Here is a 20,900-nt window from a genome sequence, read left to right as displayed (position 1 = left end):
TGATAATTAATAAAACAAATATTCAACTTAAAAATTAATACAATATGAACGATAACACAAAAGTGGTTGTCGCGCTGCTGGCAGGATTAGCGGCAGGAGCGGCACTTGGAATTTTATTTGCACCTGAAAGGGGTACAGAGACACGTGATAAACTTTCAGACTCATTAAAGAACCTGGGCGATACGATAAAGGAAACTGCCTCTAACGAGATCGATAGGTTGTTGAACCTGAAAGATACCGTGGTAGAAAATATTAAAAGTAAAGTAAAATCTACCGAAGAAGAATACCAGGACGACCTGGAGCATGCATAAGTTTACCGTTTGCGGTTTAAATAAGGCCCTGAACATTATCGCTATTTATGGAACCACAAAAAGAAGCAACACGCCCCATTATTGAACAGGCGCAGGAGTACGTTGAAACCCGTGTAAAGCTCTTAAAATTAGAAGTAATAGAACGCAGCACCGCCATAGCAGCCAACATTGTGGTTGAACTTACGGTGGTTATCTTCTTTTTACTTACTTTTTTGTTTGCAAGTTTTACATTGGCCCTGTTCCTTGGCGATGTAATGCACTCGTATTGGATGGGCTTTGGCTCGGTTGCAATTTTATATATGTTGCTGGCCATAGTTTTGGTGGTTGCCAAAAAACCAATAGAGCGCCCGATTGTTAACATATTAGTGCGAAAGCTTTTTAAATAAAATATGGACATCCTGATACAAAATGTAAACGACCTGAAGTTAGAGATAGCCCGGTTAAAAAACCAGGAGGTTGAGCAAGCCGTGGCTTTAAAAGCGCGCTTTAGCAGCCCTGCAGCTATTTTCTCCACAGCGATGTCGCTATTCCCAAAATCGCCAACGGTTGACGGTGTTAAAAACGAAAGCTTTTTTAGCCAGGATTTTTTAGGACTGATATCGAGAATAGCATTGCCATTAACATTAAACAAGACCATATTTAAGCATTCAAATTTTTTGGTGAAAACGCTGGTGGGGATCCTGTCTCAAAAGGCGTCACATTATATCAGCGAAGATTCGGTAACCGGTGTTTGGGGTAAAGCTAAAGCGCTGTTTAATAAATTCACAAAAAAGAAAAATGAAGAAGAAGTGCCCACACCGGCATACGTTAAATATTAAATAAAACATTCAGGCCCTGTTGCGAAACACGGCTTTAAAGGGATAGGCTTTAAATAGCTTATCCCTTTGTTTTTTATGGCCTGGGCACACCGTCAAAAAAATAAAAAATAGTTTAAAATGTTTTTCAGCCACAGTCGTCTTTATATTTAAACACTCATACAATTGCAAAGCGTAGTAATGCCCCAGGATAAAAACAGCCATATCATACACACTATTACAGCGTATGGTAAAAGCCTATTGGGGTTTATCCGCAAGCGGGTGAAAAACGATGCCGATGCTGAAGACATTCTGCAGGATGTTTGGTATCAGTTTAGCAACGTGGTAAACTCGGAGCCGATAGAGCAAACCAGCGCCTGGCTGTATCGTGTTGCGCGTAACAAGATACTGGATAAGCATAAAAAGCACACCGAGACCTTGCTGGACGATATGCTGGGTAACGATGCCAGGGATGACGATGATGCGCCGGACTTTAGCGACATCCTGCTCACCGAGGCCCGCACACCTGAAACCGAGTACGTGCGCAACCTTTTTTGGGAACAACTTTTTTTAGCGCTTGATGAATTGCCCGAGCTGCAGCGGCAGGTGTTCATTTGGCACGAACTGGATGATGTTCCCTTTGAAGAAATTGCAAAACGCACCGGCGAAAACATCAACACTTTGGTATCGCGTAAGCGCTACGCAGTGCTGCATTTACGTAAGCGTTTAAAGCAATTGTACGATGAAATTAATGATTATTGATAAAAACTATTGAAATGAATATAAAATATAGAAAAAAGCTATTTCTAATTCCTTTTGGAATAGCAGCGATATTAGCCCTTGTAAGTTACGTAGTAATGCAGCTGTGGAATCACCTGCTGCCAGAGATACTGCACGTAGGCACTATTACCTTTTGGCAAGCTATGGGTATATTTATACTGAGCAAGATCCTCTTTGGCTTTGGTGGCAAAGGCGGCCCGGGCGGCGGTGCCCCATGGATGCGCCGCAAGCAAATGATGGAAGAGCGTTTTAAAGACATGAGCCCCGAAGAGCGCGATCATTTTAAAGCCCAATGGAAAGACCGCTGTGGCTGGGGCAGAAGAGGCGAAGGCTGGATGGGCAAGGATGCTTTTAAGGGCGATAAGCCGGAAGCTGATTTTGAGATAAAGGACGAAAAAAGCAAAGAGTAAAATATCTAACGTCCTGCTGAACTCATTTCAGCAGGACGTTAGATTATAAATTTAAGGTAGCTCACAAAACAACAAACCTATGGATGTGCTGATATTTAAAACAAGCGTTGCCACTCAGGGGCAGGCAAGCCGCTTACAACCGCTGTTAGGTGCTCTGGCCGATATCAAGCAATACACTTTCGACCTGGAGGACTGCGACCGCGTGCTTCGCATCGTAAGCAGCCGTATTGAGCCGCAAACCATCAACCACATCCTTAGAATAGCAGGCTTTAGTTGCGAAGAGCTGAAATAGCTTTTGGCAGTTCACCGTTTGCTTTAGATGCATTTATGCCTGCTCACCGCGATCGGTAAACTGCAAACATCCTCACCCAACTATTCTGTTCAACAGCGCCAATTGCCCACTATGGTATATGTGATGCTGTGTCAAGCCCTCAACAAGTGCGCGGTAACTTACCCCCGAGCCCAATGCGCGGTTGCGTTTGTCATTAGTAGGCGCATCCCATTTATCTTCCGGAAAATCTTCTATTATTCCACTCAGCGTAAAGTTGGCCAGTTTAAAGCTGTTGATAAGGTGCTGCCATTTTTGCTCGTCCGGCGTACCCGGATCGGGCCAGTCGCCGCCTGCGGGGTCGCCAGCAGTTTGCCCCTGCATACGGGCGGTGGTTTCTAAAGTCCAGCCGAGCATGTGCAGTACGATGCCTGCTATATTATGCACCGAACCTGGCGGCGTTTCATAAGCCGCGTCAAAGGAGATGTTATCGATTATATCATACGTGTTCGGCCCATACCATGGGTCGCCGTTTAAGATGCTTTGTAGCGATGCGCTTAATTGTTCCGATGTGCTCATGGTGGTTAAACGCATGAGCATTAGGTTAAGTTTGTTAGTGTATTGATTTGCACCGTCGGCAGGGCTTTTAAATGCCGAGATACTTCCTCACCCCGTTCGCACAATTCACGCCATCAATCGCCGCAGAAATAATTCCACCGGCATAACCCGCGCCCTCCCCGCATGGGAATAAACCTGCAACCTGCGGATGCTGGTAAGTCTCCCGGTCTCTCGGTACTTTTATGGGCGATGAGGTGCGCGATTCTACACCCACCAATATGGCTTCGTTAGTGTAATACCCTTTCATTTTACGGCCGAAGGCAGGCAACGCTTTGCGTAATCTGGCGTGGATCCAATCGGGCAGTACGTCAATTAAGTCTACGCTTTTACAACCCGGGAGGTAGGAGTTTACGGGCAGGTTGGCAGATACGCGGCGTTCAACAAAATCTACCATGCGCTGTGCCGGTGCCACCAGGTTACCGCCACCTGCTTTAAATGCCAGGTGCTCGGCTTTCTGCTGAAAATCCAGCATGCGGAACGGGTCGGCCATATCGCCTTTTACATCTTCCATGTTGATTTGTACAACGGTACCCGAATTAGCAAAAGGATTATTACGCTTGCTTGGGCTCCAGCCGTTCACTACAATTTCATCGGCTGCGGTAGCGCATGGGGCTATAATGCCACCCGGGCACATACAAAAAGAGAATACGCCGCGGTCGTCTACCTGCTCTACCAGGTTATAATAGGATGGGGGGAGGTCCGGTCCCCGGTATTCGCAATGGTATTGGGCACGGTCTATGATTTCCTGCGGATGTTCTATTCGTACGCCAAGGGCGAAGGGTTTGGCCTCTATCAAAATCCCCTGGGCGTGCAGCATCCGGAACATATCATGTGCCGAGTGGCCGGTAGCCAGTATCACGGCATCAGCCATCAACTTTTCGCCATTGGCTAATTGCACACCTTGCATCTTTCCGAATGATACCAATAGTGAAGTTACTTTAGTATCAAACAACACCTCGCCGCCCGCGTTCAGGATACTTTCGCGCATGGCGGTAATAATCTGCGGGAGTTTGTTGGTGCCAATATGCGGACGGGCGTCTACCAAAATATCTTCGGTGGCACCATGGGCAACAAAGGTTTTTAGCACACCGGTAACATCGCCGCGCTTGGTGCTGCGGGTGTAAAGTTTTCCGTCAGAATAAGTTCCCGCGCCACCTTCGCCAAAACAATAGTTCGATTCGGGGTTCACCAGGCCTTGTTTATTAATGTTGGCCAGATCGCGGCGGCGTTGTTTAACATCCTTGCCGCGTTCTACGATGATGGGTTTTAAGCCTTGCTCGATGCATTGCAGCGCGGCAAATAAACCGGCAGGGCCTGCACCTACTATAATAACCTGTTTGGCATCCTTTACATTTTTATATTGATGGTTGTAGATCTCGGGCGTGTAAGGCTCGTCGATATAAATACTCAGCTGCATCCGGTAAAGCACCTTCCGTCCCCGCGCATCTATCGATCGCTTAAGTACCTTAATGCCTTTTATTCTTTTCTGTGGGATATTGATAGCTGCCGATGCAAGGGTGGTTAAAAACGCTTCATCTTCCTGCTGCCCGGGCGGGCAAACAATTTCTGCTTCTTTTATCATGGTGTAGCCGGGTTTTTATCCTGGATGGTACAAAGATAGTGAACAATTTCAGATGTGCGAATGTGCAGATTTCAGATGTGCAAATTTCAGATGAACTCCCAACATCGCGTTGTACACTATGGACGATATTTTCGCTTGCAAATCCTTTCCCTCATCTGCACATCTTAAATCTACACATCTGCACATCAACTTAAGGTGTTTTGGCGGGACATTACCCCGTGAAAACACCCACTTTACAATTATTTAACGCACTGTTGTATCACAATTATTTCTGCTTCCGTAAGGCTGTTTACTTAGTGTGAGGCGTACACAAAAATATAACGTACGCTAAAGAACGCTAACTGTACGGAAGCGAACAGTTTAAAATCGCTTGTAAAATTAATCGCCTGAAATTCAACAACTTGCAAAAATGGTTGAGTTTTGGCATATACCGAATCACGACAATATCACTATGACACCGAACACCGACACAAAATTAAGCAGCCTTTGGGAAGGATGCTTACAGAACGACAGAAAGCAACAGGAACAGTTGTACAAAATGCTTGCCCCAAAAATGCTGGCCGTATGTATGCGTTATGCAAAAGATAAAGATGAGGCCCAGGATATCCTGCAGGAAGGGTTTATAAAAATGTTTAAAAACATGAAAAACTACCGCGGCGAAGGCAGCCTGGAAGGGTGGATCCGCCGTATTATGGTACACAGCGCTATATCCCGCTACCGCAAAGCAAAAACCATGGTTTTGGTTGATGACTTTGCCGAGCAGAACATCCCGGTGAGCAGCAGCTATAATGCCAATGGTTTAGAAGCACAGGAATTGATGCAAATGGTACAGCAACTGCCGAAAACCTACCGCTCCGTATTTAATATGTACGCCATTGAAGGCTACTCGCACCAGGAAATAGGCAGCAGTTTGGGTATGTCGGAATTATTATCGCGCACCACCCTGCACCGTGCCCGTGCCATTTTAAAAGAGAAATTGAACAGCTTAGCAACAAGGGAACGCCACTGCCTGGCAGGTTAATCAAATCCCCCGAAGATTAACTTGATAAACATGATTTATTGATTACCTGGCACGACTGCCAGCATGATCAATAAATCAACATCAGCGGCAAATTCCCCCAAAGCCCTGATAAAATACGATCTCCCCTAAAAAAGTTATCGCGTATTACTGGCTCTTTTTGATAAAGCCGTATCATAATAGCAACTTAACATACCGGTTAAACTAAGCCCGTAGCTTTATAGTATAAAAAAAGCAAAACTATGGAAGCGGGATACAGCACAATTGACCTGGTGATGCTGGCTATAGCAGCATTTGTAATTTGGGTGGCCATGCGCACGCCAAAAAAAGAAAGTATATCAAAAGAAGAAAGGCTTCAATATAAAATAAAACGCAAAAGCCGTCGCGGTCATCCGGTACCTTATTGAGCAGCCGATGATAAACCCATACGCGAATTTTGAGCCGGCCGGTACCCGGTGCAAGGTTAAAGTGGCTTTTTTTGCGGAGATATTGACAGAGGGACTGGATGGTGCTATACGCACCATGTACCAACTGATCGACCGGATAGACCGTGAGCGGTTTGAGTTCCTGTTTGTTTATGGCGATGGGCCGTCAAACATACGCGGGTTCGAAAGCATTAAAGTACCCACCTTAAACCTGCCTGTAAACGCGGGATATTCTATGGCATTGCCTGTTTTTGCGCAAAGCAGGTTAAAAGACACGCTGCAGCATTTTGCGCCCGATGTGGTGCATATTGCAACGCCATCGCTGCTGGGCAGCTTTGGTTTAAATTATGCGGTGCAAAATAAGCTGCCCGTAATTTCTATCTATCACACACATTTTCTTTCTTATATCGATTACTACTTTAAGCATGCGCCATTTTTAATAAGCAGCATGAAACAGTTACTTGCAGCTAATCATAAGGCTTTTTATAATCAATGCAATAAGGTATATGTTCCTTCCGAAAGTATTGAAGCCGAACTAAGCGGAATAGGTATTGCGCCACAGCGTATGCAGCTATGGAAGCGCGGCATCGATACCAAATTATTCTCCCCGTATAAAAAAAACAAGAACGCGTATCAAAAGCTCACTGGGAATACCAACCCGGGTGTTTTGTTTGCCAGCAGGCTGGTTTGGGAGAAGAATTTGGAAACACTGTTTGAAGTGTATGACGAATTGCAAGCCTATGGTGAGCCCCTGAATTTTATAGTTGCGGGCGACGGCACTGCCCTGAAAGTCTGTAAAGCCCGGATGCCGAAAGCCATTTTTACAGGCAGGATAAATCATAACCAGTTGGCTGTATTGTACGCCTCTGCGGATGTTTTTTTGTTCCCCTCTGTATCCGAAACTTATGGCAATGTGGTGCTGGAGGCCATGGCTTCGGGCTTACCTTGTGTAATAGCCGACGGCGGGGGCTCTAAAGATTTTATTGACCAGGGTGTAAACGGCTTTAAATGCCAGCCCTATAATGCCAAAGAATACGCCGCTAAAATACGCATGTTATTAGCCAACCAAGCCATGCGTGCCCGGTTTATTGAAGAGGGCTTGCAATACAGCAGTAATTTTAGCTGGGACGAACTTGCTGCAACCTATTTTGATGATGTAGCTATGTTAGCCGGGAGAAATGTGTTAGCCCCTGTATAGTTGGTTGTTGTGTTAGGATAAATTGAGGTAGTTAACACGGGGGTAACATAAACGCTTTGTTATGGTAATACACTGGTAACACTGGGCTAACACGGGGGTAATACTTTTGTGACGATAAATTAAGTCACGTGAAAAAAATTATATACGCAACAGTTCTATTCGTTCTTACCACATTTTCTGCAACCACCCTGCTGGCTCAAAACACCGGCAAAATTGTGGGTAAGGTAATCGACCAAAAAACAAGCGAAACGCTTATAGGCGCTACCGTAAGTATAGAAGGCACCACCAAAGGTGCTGCTACTGATGTAGACGGCCATTACTCTTTGGGTGGCATAGCTCCAGGCCGCTACACCATATTAGTACGTTACATAGGGTACTCCACAAAATCTATTTCTGATATCGAAGTGAAGGCAAACGTTGCTACTCCCCTTGATGTTACCCTTGCGCCATCGGCAACAACAGCCTTAAGCGAGGTAGTTATTAAAGCTACCTACCGCCAGGAATCGGTAAACGCGCTGTACGCTATCCAAAAAAATAGCGTATCGATATCTGATGGTATCTCATCAGAGCTGATCCGCAGATCGCCGGACAGAAATACCAGCGACGTATTAAAACGTGTAAGCGGTACCACCATACAGGACAATAAATTTGTGGTAGTGCGTGGCTTAAGCGACCGTTACAACAGCGCATCGTTAGATGGCGCGCCGTTGCCAAGTACCGAGCCAAACCGAAAAGCGTTCTCTTTCGATATCGTACCATCAAGCCTAATAGATAATATCATCATCAACAAAACGGCAAGTCCCGATCTTCCGGGCGATTTTGCAGGCGGTAACGTACAGATCTTAACCAAGGACATCCCCGATAATAATTTTTTAACAGTAGGTATCGGCTACGGTTACAATACACAAAGTACCTTTAAAGATTTCCGCTCGGGCTTCCGCAGCACCAGTGATTATTTCGCATTTGACGATGGTACCCGTAAGTTGGTTAGCAACTTCCCTTCTACAAACCAAATCTTAACAGGTCAGGTTACCGGTAATCGTAATATCCAATCTATAAATAGCCTAAACAATAATTTTAATATATATACCGCTAAGGCGCTGCCCGCTCAGAATTACCAGGTTACCTGGGGTAACGTTACAGAAATTGGCAAGAATAAAAACCGTTTTGGTACTACTGTTGCTTTAACTTACCGAAACACGCAAACCATTGTTCCCGACTTGCAGCAGCAGTTTGATAATTACGATTATCACAGCGAGCAAAATAAATTCTCTACCAACATTGGTGCATTGGCGAATTTTGCCTACAGCTTTGGTAAAAATAAAATAACCTTTAAAAACTTATACAACCGTATACTCGACGATCAGTTTACATACCGTACCGGCTCTAATACTGGTACAAACTCCTCTGATAACCGTTTTTACGCTTACGATATGTTAGAAAAAGGACTGTTTAAAACAACATTAGAGGGTGAGCACGGTCTTGGTAAAAAAACATCCAAAATAAAATGGAACCTTGGTTTTTCTAACATTATTAATGATCAGCCTGATCAGAAAAAGGTAAACTATAAGCAAAATAATACGGGCAACCCTAACGAGCCTTATTTTGCGGCCATAGCCTCTACGCTTGGCAAAGAGAATGCCCGCTTATTTTCTCATTTGAATGAAAACATTTATTCAGGTAAAGTAGATTATAACGTGCCGGTCAATTTGTTTACTCAGAGTACCTTAAAAATCGGCGGGAGTACTCAATACAGGGACAGGACGTTTGATGCCCGCTTTATCGGAGTTGTATTTAACGAAACTACTGCAGCGAATTTAAACTACGATATCCCTCAGTTATTACAACGTCCCATTCAAACACTGTTTGGACCTAACCTGATCAAATCGGGCGTATATGACTTGGATGAACTTGCGAATCTTACAGACAGATATTCTGCTAACAGTCTTACCAACGCCGGTTATGCTATGTTAGATAGTAAATTTGGCAAGAGCGTTAGGGTGGTTTATGGCTTACGGGTAGAAAAGTTCGACCTTGATTTGGTTACAAAAGACCCACTACAGCCTAAAGTAAAGCTTAATAACACCGATTTTCTTCCATCGGTAAACTTTACTTATGCTTTAACGCCGAAGGCAAACTTTAGAGCATCTTACTACCGCTCTGTAGCAAGGCCCGAGTTTAGGGAATTAGCACTATTTGCTTATTACGATTATGAGATGCTTGCATCGGTACAGGGTAATTCATTTCTGAAACGAACTGTTATAGACAATGCCGACCTGCGTTACGAATTTTATCCTGCCGCTGGCCAAATATTCTCCATCTCCACGTTCTACAAAAAATTCCAGAATGCTATCGAGCCTTTGATAGAGGATGAGAACTCATCAACTACCATCAGCTATTTTAATTCAAAATCTGCCTATGTGTATGGTGTGGAGTTAGAAGCCCGTAAAGCGCTTGATTTTATAAATGATAGCAAATTCTTTAAAAACAGTACAGCTTACGTTAATGCATCGTTCACCAAATCAAAAGTAACCAACCCGGATGATGGAGTTGACCGTTTAGAGAAAACACGTGCGCTGGTTGGCCAGTCGCCTTATGTGATCAACGCTGGTTTTACCCATACCGAGCTGGATAATAAATTATCATTCAACCTGCTGTTCAATCGCCTTGGTAAACGCATATTTTATGCCGGTGGTACCAGGTTTAGCAGTGTGTACGAAATGCCAAGAAGCGTGCTTGATTTCCAGTTAGGATACAAGGTGATGAAGAGCAAAGGTGAGATAAAATTGGGTGCCAGCGACCTGCTGAACGCGAAGTATAACTTCCAGTACATGCTGGATGGAAAGCCTTATAATTTCTCTGGTACCGGAACCACCTTTAAACGTTATACGCCGGGCACAAACTATTCATTATCATTTAATTACACATTTTAACATTAAGCCATTTGTTATTGCTGAGTTAACACAACGTTAATAATAGAAGCCTTAATTTGTATCAAATCGAAAGAGTTCATTATGAAAAAATCATTATTATTTTTAGTGTTAGGCACAGCAATAACACTTGCATCGTGCACAAAGAAAGAGGCCGTTATAGACGACAATCCACCTATTGTGGTTGTACCAACTACTGCTGTTGAAGTAAGCGGCGACATCGCTACCAGCACCACCTGGACTGCGGATAAAATTTACACACTTAAAGGTTTTGTGTACGTTACAAACGGCGCAACGCTTACTATAGAAGCCGGTACAATTGTTAAAGGCGACAAAGCAAGCAAAGGTACTTTGATCATTACCCGGGGCGCAAAAATAAGCGCCATAGGTACTGTTGATAAACCAATTGTATTTACTTCTTCATTTGGCGCGGGTACGCGTTCATCTGGCGATTGGGGTGGTATCATCCTGTTGGGTAAAGCTCCGGTTAACCAGGGCGATAACGTAGGTATTGAAGGTGGTTTGGATGCAAAAGGTGACGCTGCCAAATACATCCAGTACGGCGGTACCGATGCTAATGATAACTCTGGTACTTTAAAATATGTACGTATTGAGTACGCTGGTATCCCTTTTTCACCGGATAACGAGATCAACGGCCTTACCATGGGTGGTGTAGGTGCAGGTACTACATTAGACTTTATACAGGTAACCCGTTCTGGCGACGACTCTTTTGAGTGGTTTGGCGGTACTGTAAACGCAAAACACCTTTTAGCTATAGGTGGCTTGGATGATGACTTTGATACCGACTTTGGTTTCGCTGGTAAAGTGCAGTTTGGTATTGGCCAACGTTACCCATCTATCGCGGATAACTCTGGTTCAAACGCATTCGAATCTGATAACGATGGTTCAGGTTCCGATAAAACACCACAAACTTCTGCTGTATTCAGCAACATGACTTTGATTGGCCCTGCCCAATCAGCTTCAACTCCTGCAAACATCAGCGCTAACTTTCAGCACGCCGCTCAATTACGCCGTAACACTGCAGAGAGTATCTTAAACTCCGTATTCGTTGGCTTTATGGAAGGTGTGTACATCGATGATTCTAAAGTAACAACTGTTGGTTCAACCTCTACCAACTACACTGCAGGTCGTTTGGTGTTCCAAAACAACCTAATATATGGCAGCAACAGAAAAGGTAACGAAGTTAAAGGCGATAAAGATGTTCAGAAAGCTATCTTCGAAACTACCTTAAGGGCTACAAACACTTTTGATGCAGCATCATTCGGTTTAACATTAATAACAGATCCATACAAATACGGTTCGGACTTTGCGTTCCCAGGCACCCCAAATTTTGCACCGGTAGCTACCTCTCCTGCTGCATCTGGCGCTTTGTTTACCAATGCTAAAGTAACTGACGCGTTTTTTGACAAAGTTACCTACCGTGGTGCTATCGGTACTACCGACTGGACTATCGGCTGGACTAACTTTAACCCACAGGTTATGCCTTACACCACCCCGGGTGCTGTAAAATAATCACATTAAAATATCAAAAAGGCTGCCTCATCCACGTGAGGCAGCCTTTTTAATTAAGTACTATAGCGGCTTATTTGATGAGTTTTTTGCATGTGCATTTTAGTGAGATAGATACCCAGATATCGGCGTTTGCAAGGGCCATTGCCTTGCCCATACGTGTTTTTATATTGCGGATGATAGCCGAGAACGGCAATAGCCTAACCAAACAGGCCTTTTATACCAGCGCCTTTAATACAAAAACCATCAATAAGCACATACAGGAACTACGCGGGTTGGGAATTATAAAAACCAAAACCTTAAAAACCGAGGTAACTTATTGTATTGATGAAAAACTGTTCGGCCAAATGTCGGCCAACTTTAGTACGTTTTTTGAGCAAAACTCCTTACAGGGCGAAGAACCGGTGAGCGCAGGTGCTACCCAGGCAGCAACCGATTCGCCGGAGCTATTGACTTTTTCCAGTTTTGGTGCCTATATCAAAGAACATCGACTGGAGCTGAACCTTTCGCAGGCCGCCCTTGCCGCAAAAATAAATATCGACCGGGCGCTCCTCAGCCGAATAGAAACTGGTAAAAAAGAGGTTGGTGCAGATAAGCTGCCCTTGCTTGCCAGGGCGCTTTACATCAATATTGATGAACTAATAGATGCATCGCGTAAATGGAGTAAGGTAAATATCTGAAAAGCATAGAAGTATACTTAATGCGGGTGCATTGTTAATACAGAATTAACATAATGGTAGATCACGCCGCACACAGCGCAGTTAAAAATAATCCTTCCGTAACATTGGGTTAACATTATAGCCGAACCTTTGTGGTGTTAAAATAACACAAATGAAAAAGCTATACTTTATACTGATCACTTTACTTTTTGCCACAGTTGCAAATGCACAAATAACCACCGCGGTTATTAGCGGTAAGGTGGTAGATCAAAAAGGGATTTCTTTACCGGGCGTATCTGTCTCGGTTATAAATACCAGTACCGGCACCCGCTACGGCTCGCAAACAAATGCCGAAGGGCGTTACACCATCCCCAACTTAAACGCCGGTGGTCCTTACACTATCAGCGCTACCTTTATTGGTTATAAAAAAGATGAACGTACCGATATCAACCTATCTTTAGGAAGCGCGACATTCAACTTTTTATTAATAGACGAAACCACTTCTTTAAAAGAGGTAAGGATTACGGCAGCCGGCGGTGCTACCAAAACAGGCGCAACCACGCGCATCAGCCAAAATCAGATCCGTAACCTGCCTACCATTAACCGCAGCCTGCAGGATCTTACCCGTACTACGCCGCAAAGCAATAACAACTCCTTTCAGGGTACTAACTACCGTTACAACAACGTAACGCTTGATGGGGCCATTAACAACGATGCGATAGGTTTCAGCCCATCGTTGGGTGGCCAGTCAAATGCTTCCGGCCAGGTGGGGAGCAGTACCCGTACCAGCCCGGTATCTTTAGATGCGATACAGGATATACAGGTACTGGTAGCCCCTTATGATATTAAAATTGGCAACGTGCTTGGCGGAAGTATCAACGCGGTAACCCGCAGCGGTACAAACGATGTTACCGGTTCTATTTACGGTTATGGCCGAGGTGCGTTCTTAGTAGGCCAAAACAATGCTAAAGCTGCATTGGGTGGCGATGGCTCAAGCCTGCCGTCATCTTTCCATGATTACCAAACCGGCCTCCGCTTAGGTTTCCCGCTCATCAAAAATAAATTGTTCTTTTTCACGAACGAAGAAATTGCCCGCAGGCAAGATCCCATTATTAGGGGCCTCGATCATGATGGTGCAGCTGGTATATTAAGCCAAGCTGATGGTGAGAAAATTGTTACGGCATTTAAAGCATTTACTACCGATGCTGCCCATCCAAATGGCATTGATCCTGGAACGTATAATAACACATCTATATTCTCGCGCAGTAACAAATATTTTAACCGGATCGACTGGAATATCAACGATAAAAACCAGTTGACCCTGCGTAACAACACAATTTCATCAACGGCTACCAACTTGGAGCGCGATCAGCAGAACTTCCGTTTCGGTGGTATCGATTATACATCGCACAATAATTCAAGTTCAACCGTTGCCGAACTGAAAACTCGATTCAGCAATACCTTAAACAATAGTTTGGTGTTTGGCTACTCTAACGTACACGATTACCGTACCCCTAACTCAAACCCTGCTTTGCCGCAGATAGAAATTACCGGCAACACACCGGGTACAACCATATTTTTGGGTACCGACCGTGAGGCTGCCATATTTGATATGCGCCAGAAAACTACCGAGTTTACCGATAACTTTACCCTGATAAAAGGTAAGCATACCTTTACTTTTGGTACACACAACGAGTTTTACGATATCACCTACAACTTTGTAAACGCATGGAACGGTCGTATCGCTTACAGCAGCATTGCTAACTTCCTGGCCAATAACCCATCGCGTACACGTGCCAACTATAACTATATAAACAATACGCGCGATTATATTATGGCCAACCCATCGGCAAGGTTTAAAGTGAACCTGCTTAGCCTTTACGGCCAGGATGAGATACAGCTTACAGATAACTTTAAGCTTACCGCCGGTGTGCGCTTTGATTACGCCGATGTGCCAAACACCCAGCCGCTAAGCACCAAAACAACCAATGCACCGGTTGATGTTAACTACGGCAATACCTTTACCTATACCAAACCTGCCGATATCAAAAATAACTACCTGGGCAACGTGCAAATAAACCCAAGGGTATCTTTTAACTACGATATCAATGGCGATCAAACAGCTGTATTGCGTGGTGGCACGGGCTTCTTTACCGGCCGTGTACCATTTGCATGGTTTGGTTATGCGTTTTATAATAATGGCGATACTTATGGCGCCTACGATAAAAAACCAACCGCAGCAGCGCCAATTACCCCGGGTACCAATCCGGTACAGGCACCTGTTAACGGCGGCTTGGGTTATGTAACACAACAAACCAATCCGGCACCAAACGTAAGCGCAACCGGCCCAACCCAGGTTGACTTAATTGACAACAATTTTAAAATGCCACAAGTATGGCGTACCAATTTAGCTTACGATTATACCACTGCCAATAAATGGAAATTCACCGTGGAAGGTATCTATACTAAAGTTATCCGCGATTTAAAATTCCAGCAGGTAAACACTACCGACCAGGTAACTTATTACCCATATGATAAGGATCAGCAGCAGCCTATCTTTATTAATAAAGGCGTTAACCCGTCGTACACCAATGCATACCTGTTGTCAAACACCAACCAGGGTTATCGTTACAGCTTAACCGCGCAGGTAGCTAAAATATTCCCTTTTGGTTTGAATGCATCGGTAGCTTATACTTACGGCCACTCTAAAGATATCACCAACGGGATCCGTAACTCCATGGAAAGTAACTGGCAGTTGAACCAGGCGCTTAATCCAAACAGCCCGGTACTGGCTAACTCCAACTTTGATATCCGTAGCCGCATTGTATCAAACATTAACTATATGGTTAACTGGGGTGGCAATCAAAATTTAACCGCCAACTTTACCTTCTTCCTGAGTGCGCAATCGGGTAACCCGTATTCGTATGGCTTCCTGCCAAGCTCAATAGATGGTACGGGCCAGCAGGTTAGCTTAGCTTATATTCCCAAATCAGGCGAAACCGTTAACTTCTTTAGCGATGTAGCCGGTGGTGCAACCGCGGTGCAACAGGCTGCAGCATTTGATGCCTTTATAGATAAAGATAAATACTTGTCTACCCGTCGTGGCCAGTTCACCCAGCGTAACGCTGCGTTTACGCCATGGAACAATAACCTGGATTTCCGTTTCGCGCAGGATTTTAAATTCGGTAAGGGTAAACGCAAACAGGTGATCACCTTTACTTACGATATTGTGAACTTAACCAACCTGTTGAATAAACATTGGGGACAATACTACTTCTCGGCCAATACTTTCAACTCAACCGCGAGTGTTGGTTTAACAGCTAAAACAACCCCGGCATTTGGTTCGGTATCAAGTACCTATCCTAAATACACTTTTGCCGATCCGGGTGTGCCATATTCTGTAGACCTGTTTGCTTCGCGCTGGCAGATGCAGTTTGGCTTGCGCTACGCATTCTAAACAAAACAAAATCATTTTATTTACCAAGCGCCTGGCTTATGCCGGGCGCTTTTTTGTTTGTGTGCGCTTGTAATTGCCTGGCGGGGAAAGTAATAGTTATATATTGTAATAAAAGTATTACAGCGAGGCTCAATAAATTAACTATTTTTGAGTAACCAACTATACCATTCGCCAACCGGGATTTGTTTTTGATGTTTCTGCTGAGGGCGATGGGCCATTTATCCCTGGGAATTAGAATGAGGAGATACCGTGTTTACCTGCTTGCACTTTTAACGCTATTTATGGCGTTAAACCTATGCGCGCAAAATAACGAGTTCCAGTTCTCCAAACTCGATATTACCAACGGGCTATCGCATAACCAGGTGAACTGCGTGCTAAAGGATAGCAAGGGTTTTATGTGGTTTGGCACGCTATCCGGCTTAAATAAATTCGATGGGTATAAATTCAAGGTATTTAAGCATATTGCCGGGGATACCACCAGCCTTAACGACGATTTTATTGTAAGCATATCGCAGGGCCCTAATGATAAACTTTGGATAGAAACCCGCAACGGGTACAATATTTACGACCCGGCTACCGAAAAGTTTAGCCGCGATATTGGCAGTTATTTGGGTTTAATAGGCGTCCCTACTCAGAATTTAACAGCGGTAAAAAAAGATAGGTTTGGGAGCTTTTGGTTTTTAAACTCGGTTACCGGCCTCTACAAATACGACGCGGCAAAAAACCGCACAATGCACATCAGCAGCCACCCAACAGATAAGGGGTCCATTTATAGCAATACCGTTGCCGACCTGGCGGCCGATTCTAAAGGCAATATTTGGCTGGCGTACAATAAAGGTATTTTAGAACGCATCGACCCTAAAACCTATAAAGTAAACTATCGCAAAACCTTAAGCGAATTACCGGCCGGGCTAAACACCGGCTACCGCGTTTTTATTGATAAAGACGATGATATCTGGTCGTTTGTGCCTACCTATTCATCGGGTGTTTACTACATCAACAATAACCAAACTATTTTTTACCATTTAGATAAAGGCCCCGGCCCCAGGGGCCTAAACACCAACGTGGTATCAAACCTGATACAGGACGATAAGGGCCGTATATGGATAGCGACCGACCACGGCGGCATCAACTTGCTCAATAAGCAGGATTTTACCATAAAATATCTCCTCAACCGCGAAGACGATAACAAAACCGTTAGCCAAAACAGCATTATCCTGTTGTATAAAGATAACGCGGGTATTATTTGGGTAGGCACGTATAAGCGGGGGCTAAGCTATTACCATGAAAGCATTATTAAATTCCCGCTCTACACGCATCACCTGTCGGACCCGGCGAGCCTGAGTTTTAGCGATGTGAATAAATTTATAGAGGATAAATTCGGCAACCTTTGGCTGGGCACCAACGGAGGCGGCCTGGTTTATTTTAACCGCAAAAATGGCAGCTTTAAAAAATACCTGCACGATGCCGCCAACCCCAACAGCCTTACCAGCAATGTTATTGTGAGCATGTATCTGGATCATGAGCAGAAGCTATGGATAGGCACTTACTTTGGCGGGCTGGATTGTTTCGACGGGAAAACCTTTAAGCATTACCGCCACAACGACAGAGACCCGGGCAGTCTGTCGGAAGACAGGATCTGGTCCATACTGGAGGATAGCGATAATAACCTTTGGGTGGGCACGCTGGCCGGGGGGTTAAATTCCCTAAACCGTAAAACTGATAAATTTACGCACTACGTTTTCACGCCCGGCGTAAATAATTCACTGCACTCCAACTACATGTCGGCCCTGATGGAAGACAGGCGTAAAAACCTGTGGGTAGTTACCGCCTATGGGGTAGATGTACTCAACCGTAAAACCAACGAGTTTTCACACTATATTCATGATGATAAGGATCCCTACAGCCTCATTAATAATTTTACAAACAACATTATAGAAGATAGCAAAGGTTTGGTTTGGATAAGCACCCGCGAGGGCCTCAGTATATTAGACCCGGCCACGGGGCACTTTACTAACCTTAGCCACAAGGACGGACTGCCCGATAATACCACTATAGATATTCGCGAAGATGATAACCATAATATTTGGGTAAGCACTCCCAACGGCTTGTCTAACATATTGGTGGACAGGAGTGCCTCTCCATTAAAATTCAGGTTTGTAAACTATAATGAAAAAGACGGCTTGCAGGGCCGCGAGTTTCAACCGTATTCATCATACAAAACCCGTAGTGGTGAACTGATATTTGGCGGCGGCAATGGCTTCAATATTTTCCGCCCTGCCGGTCTGCATACCAGTAAACATATCCCCGAATTGGTTTTTACCGATCTGCAGGTTTTCAATAAGAGCGTGGCGGTAGGTGAAAAGGTATCGGGTGGAGTTATCCTCTCCAGATCCATCAGCGAATTAAAAGGGATAGAACTGAATTATAACGAGAACGTATTTTCATTTGAATTTGCCGCCCTTAATTACTTCGACCCCGATAAGGTAAAGTTTGAATACAAAATGGAAGGCTTTGATAGCAACTGGATAACGGCAGACAACCTCACCCGCAAAGCGCCTTACACCAATTTGGATGCCGGCGATTACACGTTTAAGGTGCGCGCCTCAAACGAAGGTTTTTGGAACAGTAAAGAAATAAGCCTGCACGTAAAAATTCTGCCGCCATTTTGGAAAACTACCTACGCTTACTTTCTCTACGCGCTGGTTTTCATCGGTGCCTTGTTCTACATCCGCAGGGAGGGTATTCGCAAACTTCGTACCCAGTTCCTGCTGGAAAAGGAGCGCGAAGAAACCCAGCGCCTGCACGACCTTGACCTGATGAAGATAAAGTTCTTCACCAACGTAAGCCATGAGTTCCGTACGCCGCTGTCGCTTATTATGGCACCGGTAGATAAAATTGTGAAGACAGTAAAAGACCAGGATGTGAAAAACCAACTTTTACTGGTAAACCGCAATGCCAAGCGCCTGCTGAATCTGGTAAACCAACTGCTCGATTTCCGGAAGATGGAGTACCAGGAACTAAAGCTGCACAAACGCAGCGGAGATATCGTAGCGTTTATCCGCGAGTTGTCGCACTCCTTTACCGATGTGGCCGAGCAAAAAGGAATTGATTTTGTGTTTGATACTGAGGTTGAAGAATACTACACCAGTTTCGATCATGATAAGATCGAACGCATCCTGTTCAACCTGTTATCCAACGCCTACAAATTTACCCATGCGGGCGGGCAGGTGAGTGTGCTGTTGAATTTACGGAAGGACAGCAAGCTGGAGATAAAGATCATAGATACCGGTATTGGTATCGATCATGATAAGATCGAAAAGATCTTCGAGCCGTTCTTTCAGAACGACCTCCCAGGCAGTATGCTGAACCAGGGCAGCGGGATCGGTTTATCTATCACCAGGGAGTTTGTACACCTGCACGAGGGCGAGGTATTTGTGGAGAGCGAACTGAACCAGGGCAGCTGCTTTACCGTTTTGTTGCCGTTGCAGCAGCTGGATAAAAAACTGTTTACCGATACTCCTGTGCAATTGCCTCATCATCCGGATGATACCATTGATGCCGGCGATAAAAAGCTAACGCGGCTGAAAGATGCGCGCGATGCCAAAAGGCCTACCGTATTATTGGTGGAAGATAACGACGATTTCCGTTTCTATATAAAGGATAACTTAAAGGATTCGTTTAACATCATTGAGGCTGAGAACGGCAAAAAAGGCTGGCAGAAAGCCCTCGCCCAGCACCCCAACCTGGTGGTGAGCGATATTACCATGCCCGAAATGAACGGCATAGACCTGTGCCTGAAGATAAAAAGCGATAAGCGTACCACGCATATCCCCGTTATTTTATTAACCGCCATAGCAGGCGAGGAACAGCAACTAAAAGGCCTTGGCACCGGCGCCAGCGATTACATGACCAAGCCTTTCAATTTCGAGATCCTGGCATCCAAGATCAAGAACATCCTGAGCCAGCAGGAGAACATGCGCAAAACCTACCAAAAGCAGGTAGATGCCAGTCCTACGGAAATGGCTGTAGATTCGCCGGACGAGCTTTTTATCAAGAAGGTACTGATGCTGATAGATGGCAATATCTCCAATCCCAACTTCTCGGTAGAGGAGCTGAGCAGCGAAATGTTTGTAAGCCGCTACACACTGTACAAAAAAATACTGCAGATGACCGGCAAAACCCCCAACGAACTGGTGCGCCAGATGCGCCTGAAGCGTGCTGCGCAGTTACTGGAGACCGGGCACCTCACCATCTCGCAGATCTGCCACAAGGTGGGCTTTAAAAGCCAGAAGTATTTTGTAAAAACCTTTAAGGCTGAATTTAACACCATCCCATCCCGCTACGCGGATAGCTTTAACGAGGAATAGCTAACTTTCAAAAGGCTCCCCTTACCGGCTATCATAAAACGTTCCGATGGAACGTTAAAATGGATTTTGTTTCTCTACCCATGAGCCGTCCCGAAGGGACGAGAATACGAGCCAGTATCCCTTCGGGATACCTTATGGGTAGAAAAAAATATCAATGACGCGGCGTTCCATTGGAACGCATTATGAGTTCCGCGGATTTTTTGAAGTGCACCACATTTTATGTGATAACTTAAGCTGTTGGGAGACCTGATAGAACTCTTGTTACATCTTACCTTGGATGGTCAAAATACTAAAGGATAGTGTATTATATACATCATGCATCTCGCTTTACTCCCCCGGATGAAATTCTCCGCCACATTATTAAAATATAAACCCTTGTTACGATTTTAGGTAATACTATTCTTACCCTTTATAAAGTACTCCACCCCAAAAAAGGGTACACATTTGTAACTATTTCTCTAAAAATTACATCTTTTATTATATTAAATAATTGATTATCAAGTATTTAATACGGGTTGACATTTGTGCCCCTATTTATCCACAACGGGGC

16 protein-coding genes are annotated in these 20,900 nt (G+C 44.6%); 14 read left to right on the top strand and 2 right to left on the bottom strand.

Annotation, left to right across the window (positions count from 1 at the left end; genetic code table 11):
- Positions 1-44 precede the first annotated feature (44 nt).
- The 6 genes from ABIX36_RS02560 to ABIX36_RS02535 all read left to right on the top strand — a co-directional run bounded on the left by ABIX36_RS02560 (position 45) and on the right by ABIX36_RS02535 (position 2,587).
- On the top strand, positions 45-311 hold the full coding sequence (locus ABIX36_RS02560; RefSeq protein ID WP_348080596.1) for a YtxH domain-containing protein: 267 nt from the start codon (positions 45-47) through the stop codon (positions 309-311).
- A gap of 47 nt (positions 312-358) precedes the next feature.
- Positions 359-697: a phage holin family protein gene (locus ABIX36_RS02555; protein WP_348080595.1), complete on the top strand. Its 339-nt coding sequence runs from the start codon at positions 359-361 to the stop codon at positions 695-697.
- 3 nt (positions 698-700) lie between these two features.
- Positions 701-1,129: a hypothetical protein gene (locus tag ABIX36_RS02550; RefSeq protein ID WP_348080594.1), complete on the top strand. Its 429-nt coding sequence runs from the start codon at positions 701-703 to the stop codon at positions 1,127-1,129.
- A 162-nt stretch (positions 1,130-1,291) separates the two neighbouring features.
- Positions 1,292-1,867 (top strand): sigma-70 family RNA polymerase sigma factor, encoded by a 576-nt coding sequence (locus ABIX36_RS02545; RefSeq protein ID WP_348080593.1) that lies wholly within the window; start codon positions 1,292-1,294, stop codon positions 1,865-1,867.
- Positions 1,868-1,881: 14 nt separating this feature from the next.
- Positions 1,882-2,295, top strand: coding sequence for a hypothetical protein (locus ABIX36_RS02540; RefSeq protein ID WP_348080592.1), 414 nt, complete (start codon positions 1,882-1,884; stop codon positions 2,293-2,295).
- Between the two features lie 79 nt (positions 2,296-2,374).
- Complete coding sequence (locus ABIX36_RS02535) at positions 2,375-2,587, top strand: hypothetical protein (protein ID WP_348080591.1); 213 nt, start codon at positions 2,375-2,377, stop codon at positions 2,585-2,587.
- Positions 2,588-2,659: 72 nt separating this feature from the next.
- On the opposite strand, the gene ABIX36_RS02530 is transcribed toward ABIX36_RS02535, so the two are convergent.
- Positions 2,660-3,142, bottom strand: a complete 483-nt coding sequence (locus ABIX36_RS02530; RefSeq protein WP_348080590.1) for a DinB family protein — start codon at positions 3,140-3,142, stop codon at positions 2,660-2,662.
- A 67-nt stretch (positions 3,143-3,209) separates the two neighbouring features.
- The gene (locus ABIX36_RS02525) at positions 3,210-4,763 is read right to left on the bottom strand and encodes an FAD-dependent protein (protein WP_348080589.1); all 1,554 of its coding nucleotides are present in this window, start codon (positions 4,761-4,763) and stop codon (positions 3,210-3,212) included.
- A 451-nt stretch (positions 4,764-5,214) separates the two neighbouring features.
- Between ABIX36_RS02525 and ABIX36_RS02520 the strand changes: the two genes are divergently transcribed.
- The 8 genes from ABIX36_RS02520 (at position 5,215) to ABIX36_RS02485 (ending at position 20,350) form a co-directional block, all read left to right on the top strand.
- Entirely contained in the window at positions 5,215-5,784 is a 570-nt protein-coding gene (locus tag ABIX36_RS02520) for an RNA polymerase sigma factor (RefSeq protein WP_348080588.1), read from the top strand.
- A 239-nt stretch (positions 5,785-6,023) separates the two neighbouring features.
- Positions 6,024-6,188, top strand: coding sequence for a hypothetical protein (locus tag ABIX36_RS02515; RefSeq protein ID WP_348080587.1), 165 nt, complete (start codon positions 6,024-6,026; stop codon positions 6,186-6,188).
- A gap of 7 nt (positions 6,189-6,195) precedes the next feature.
- Positions 6,196-7,404, top strand: coding sequence for a glycosyltransferase family 1 protein (locus ABIX36_RS02510; protein WP_348080586.1), 1,209 nt, complete (start codon positions 6,196-6,198; stop codon positions 7,402-7,404).
- Between the two features lie 128 nt (positions 7,405-7,532).
- Entirely contained in the window at positions 7,533-10,337 is a 2,805-nt protein-coding gene (locus ABIX36_RS02505) for a TonB-dependent receptor (RefSeq protein WP_348080585.1), read from the top strand.
- Positions 10,338-10,418: 81 nt separating this feature from the next.
- Positions 10,419-11,867 carry a hypothetical protein gene (locus tag ABIX36_RS02500; RefSeq protein WP_348080584.1) on the top strand — a complete coding sequence of 483 codons (1,449 nt, stop codon included), beginning with the start codon at positions 10,419-10,421 and terminating at the stop codon, positions 11,865-11,867.
- Positions 11,868-11,944: 77 nt separating this feature from the next.
- Positions 11,945-12,544 carry a helix-turn-helix domain-containing protein gene (locus ABIX36_RS02495; RefSeq protein WP_348080583.1) on the top strand — a complete coding sequence of 200 codons (600 nt, stop codon included), beginning with the start codon at positions 11,945-11,947 and terminating at the stop codon, positions 12,542-12,544.
- A 151-nt stretch (positions 12,545-12,695) separates the two neighbouring features.
- A complete protein-coding gene (locus ABIX36_RS02490) occupies positions 12,696-15,980 on the top strand; it encodes a carboxypeptidase regulatory-like domain-containing protein (protein WP_348080582.1) in 3,285 nt (1,094 codons plus the stop codon).
- Positions 15,981-16,216: 236 nt separating this feature from the next.
- Complete coding sequence (locus ABIX36_RS02485; RefSeq protein ID WP_348080581.1) at positions 16,217-20,350, top strand: two-component regulator propeller domain-containing protein; 4,134 nt, start codon at positions 16,217-16,219, stop codon at positions 20,348-20,350.
- The last annotated feature ends 550 nt before the right edge of the window (positions 20,351-20,900 follow it).

The organism is Mucilaginibacter sp. (assembly GCF_039925265.1).
GTDB lineage: Bacteria > Bacteroidota > Bacteroidia > Sphingobacteriales > Sphingobacteriaceae > Mucilaginibacter.
The sequence above is the reverse complement of the archived record's forward strand: the minus strand, read 5'-3'. Positions and strand labels throughout refer to the sequence as shown.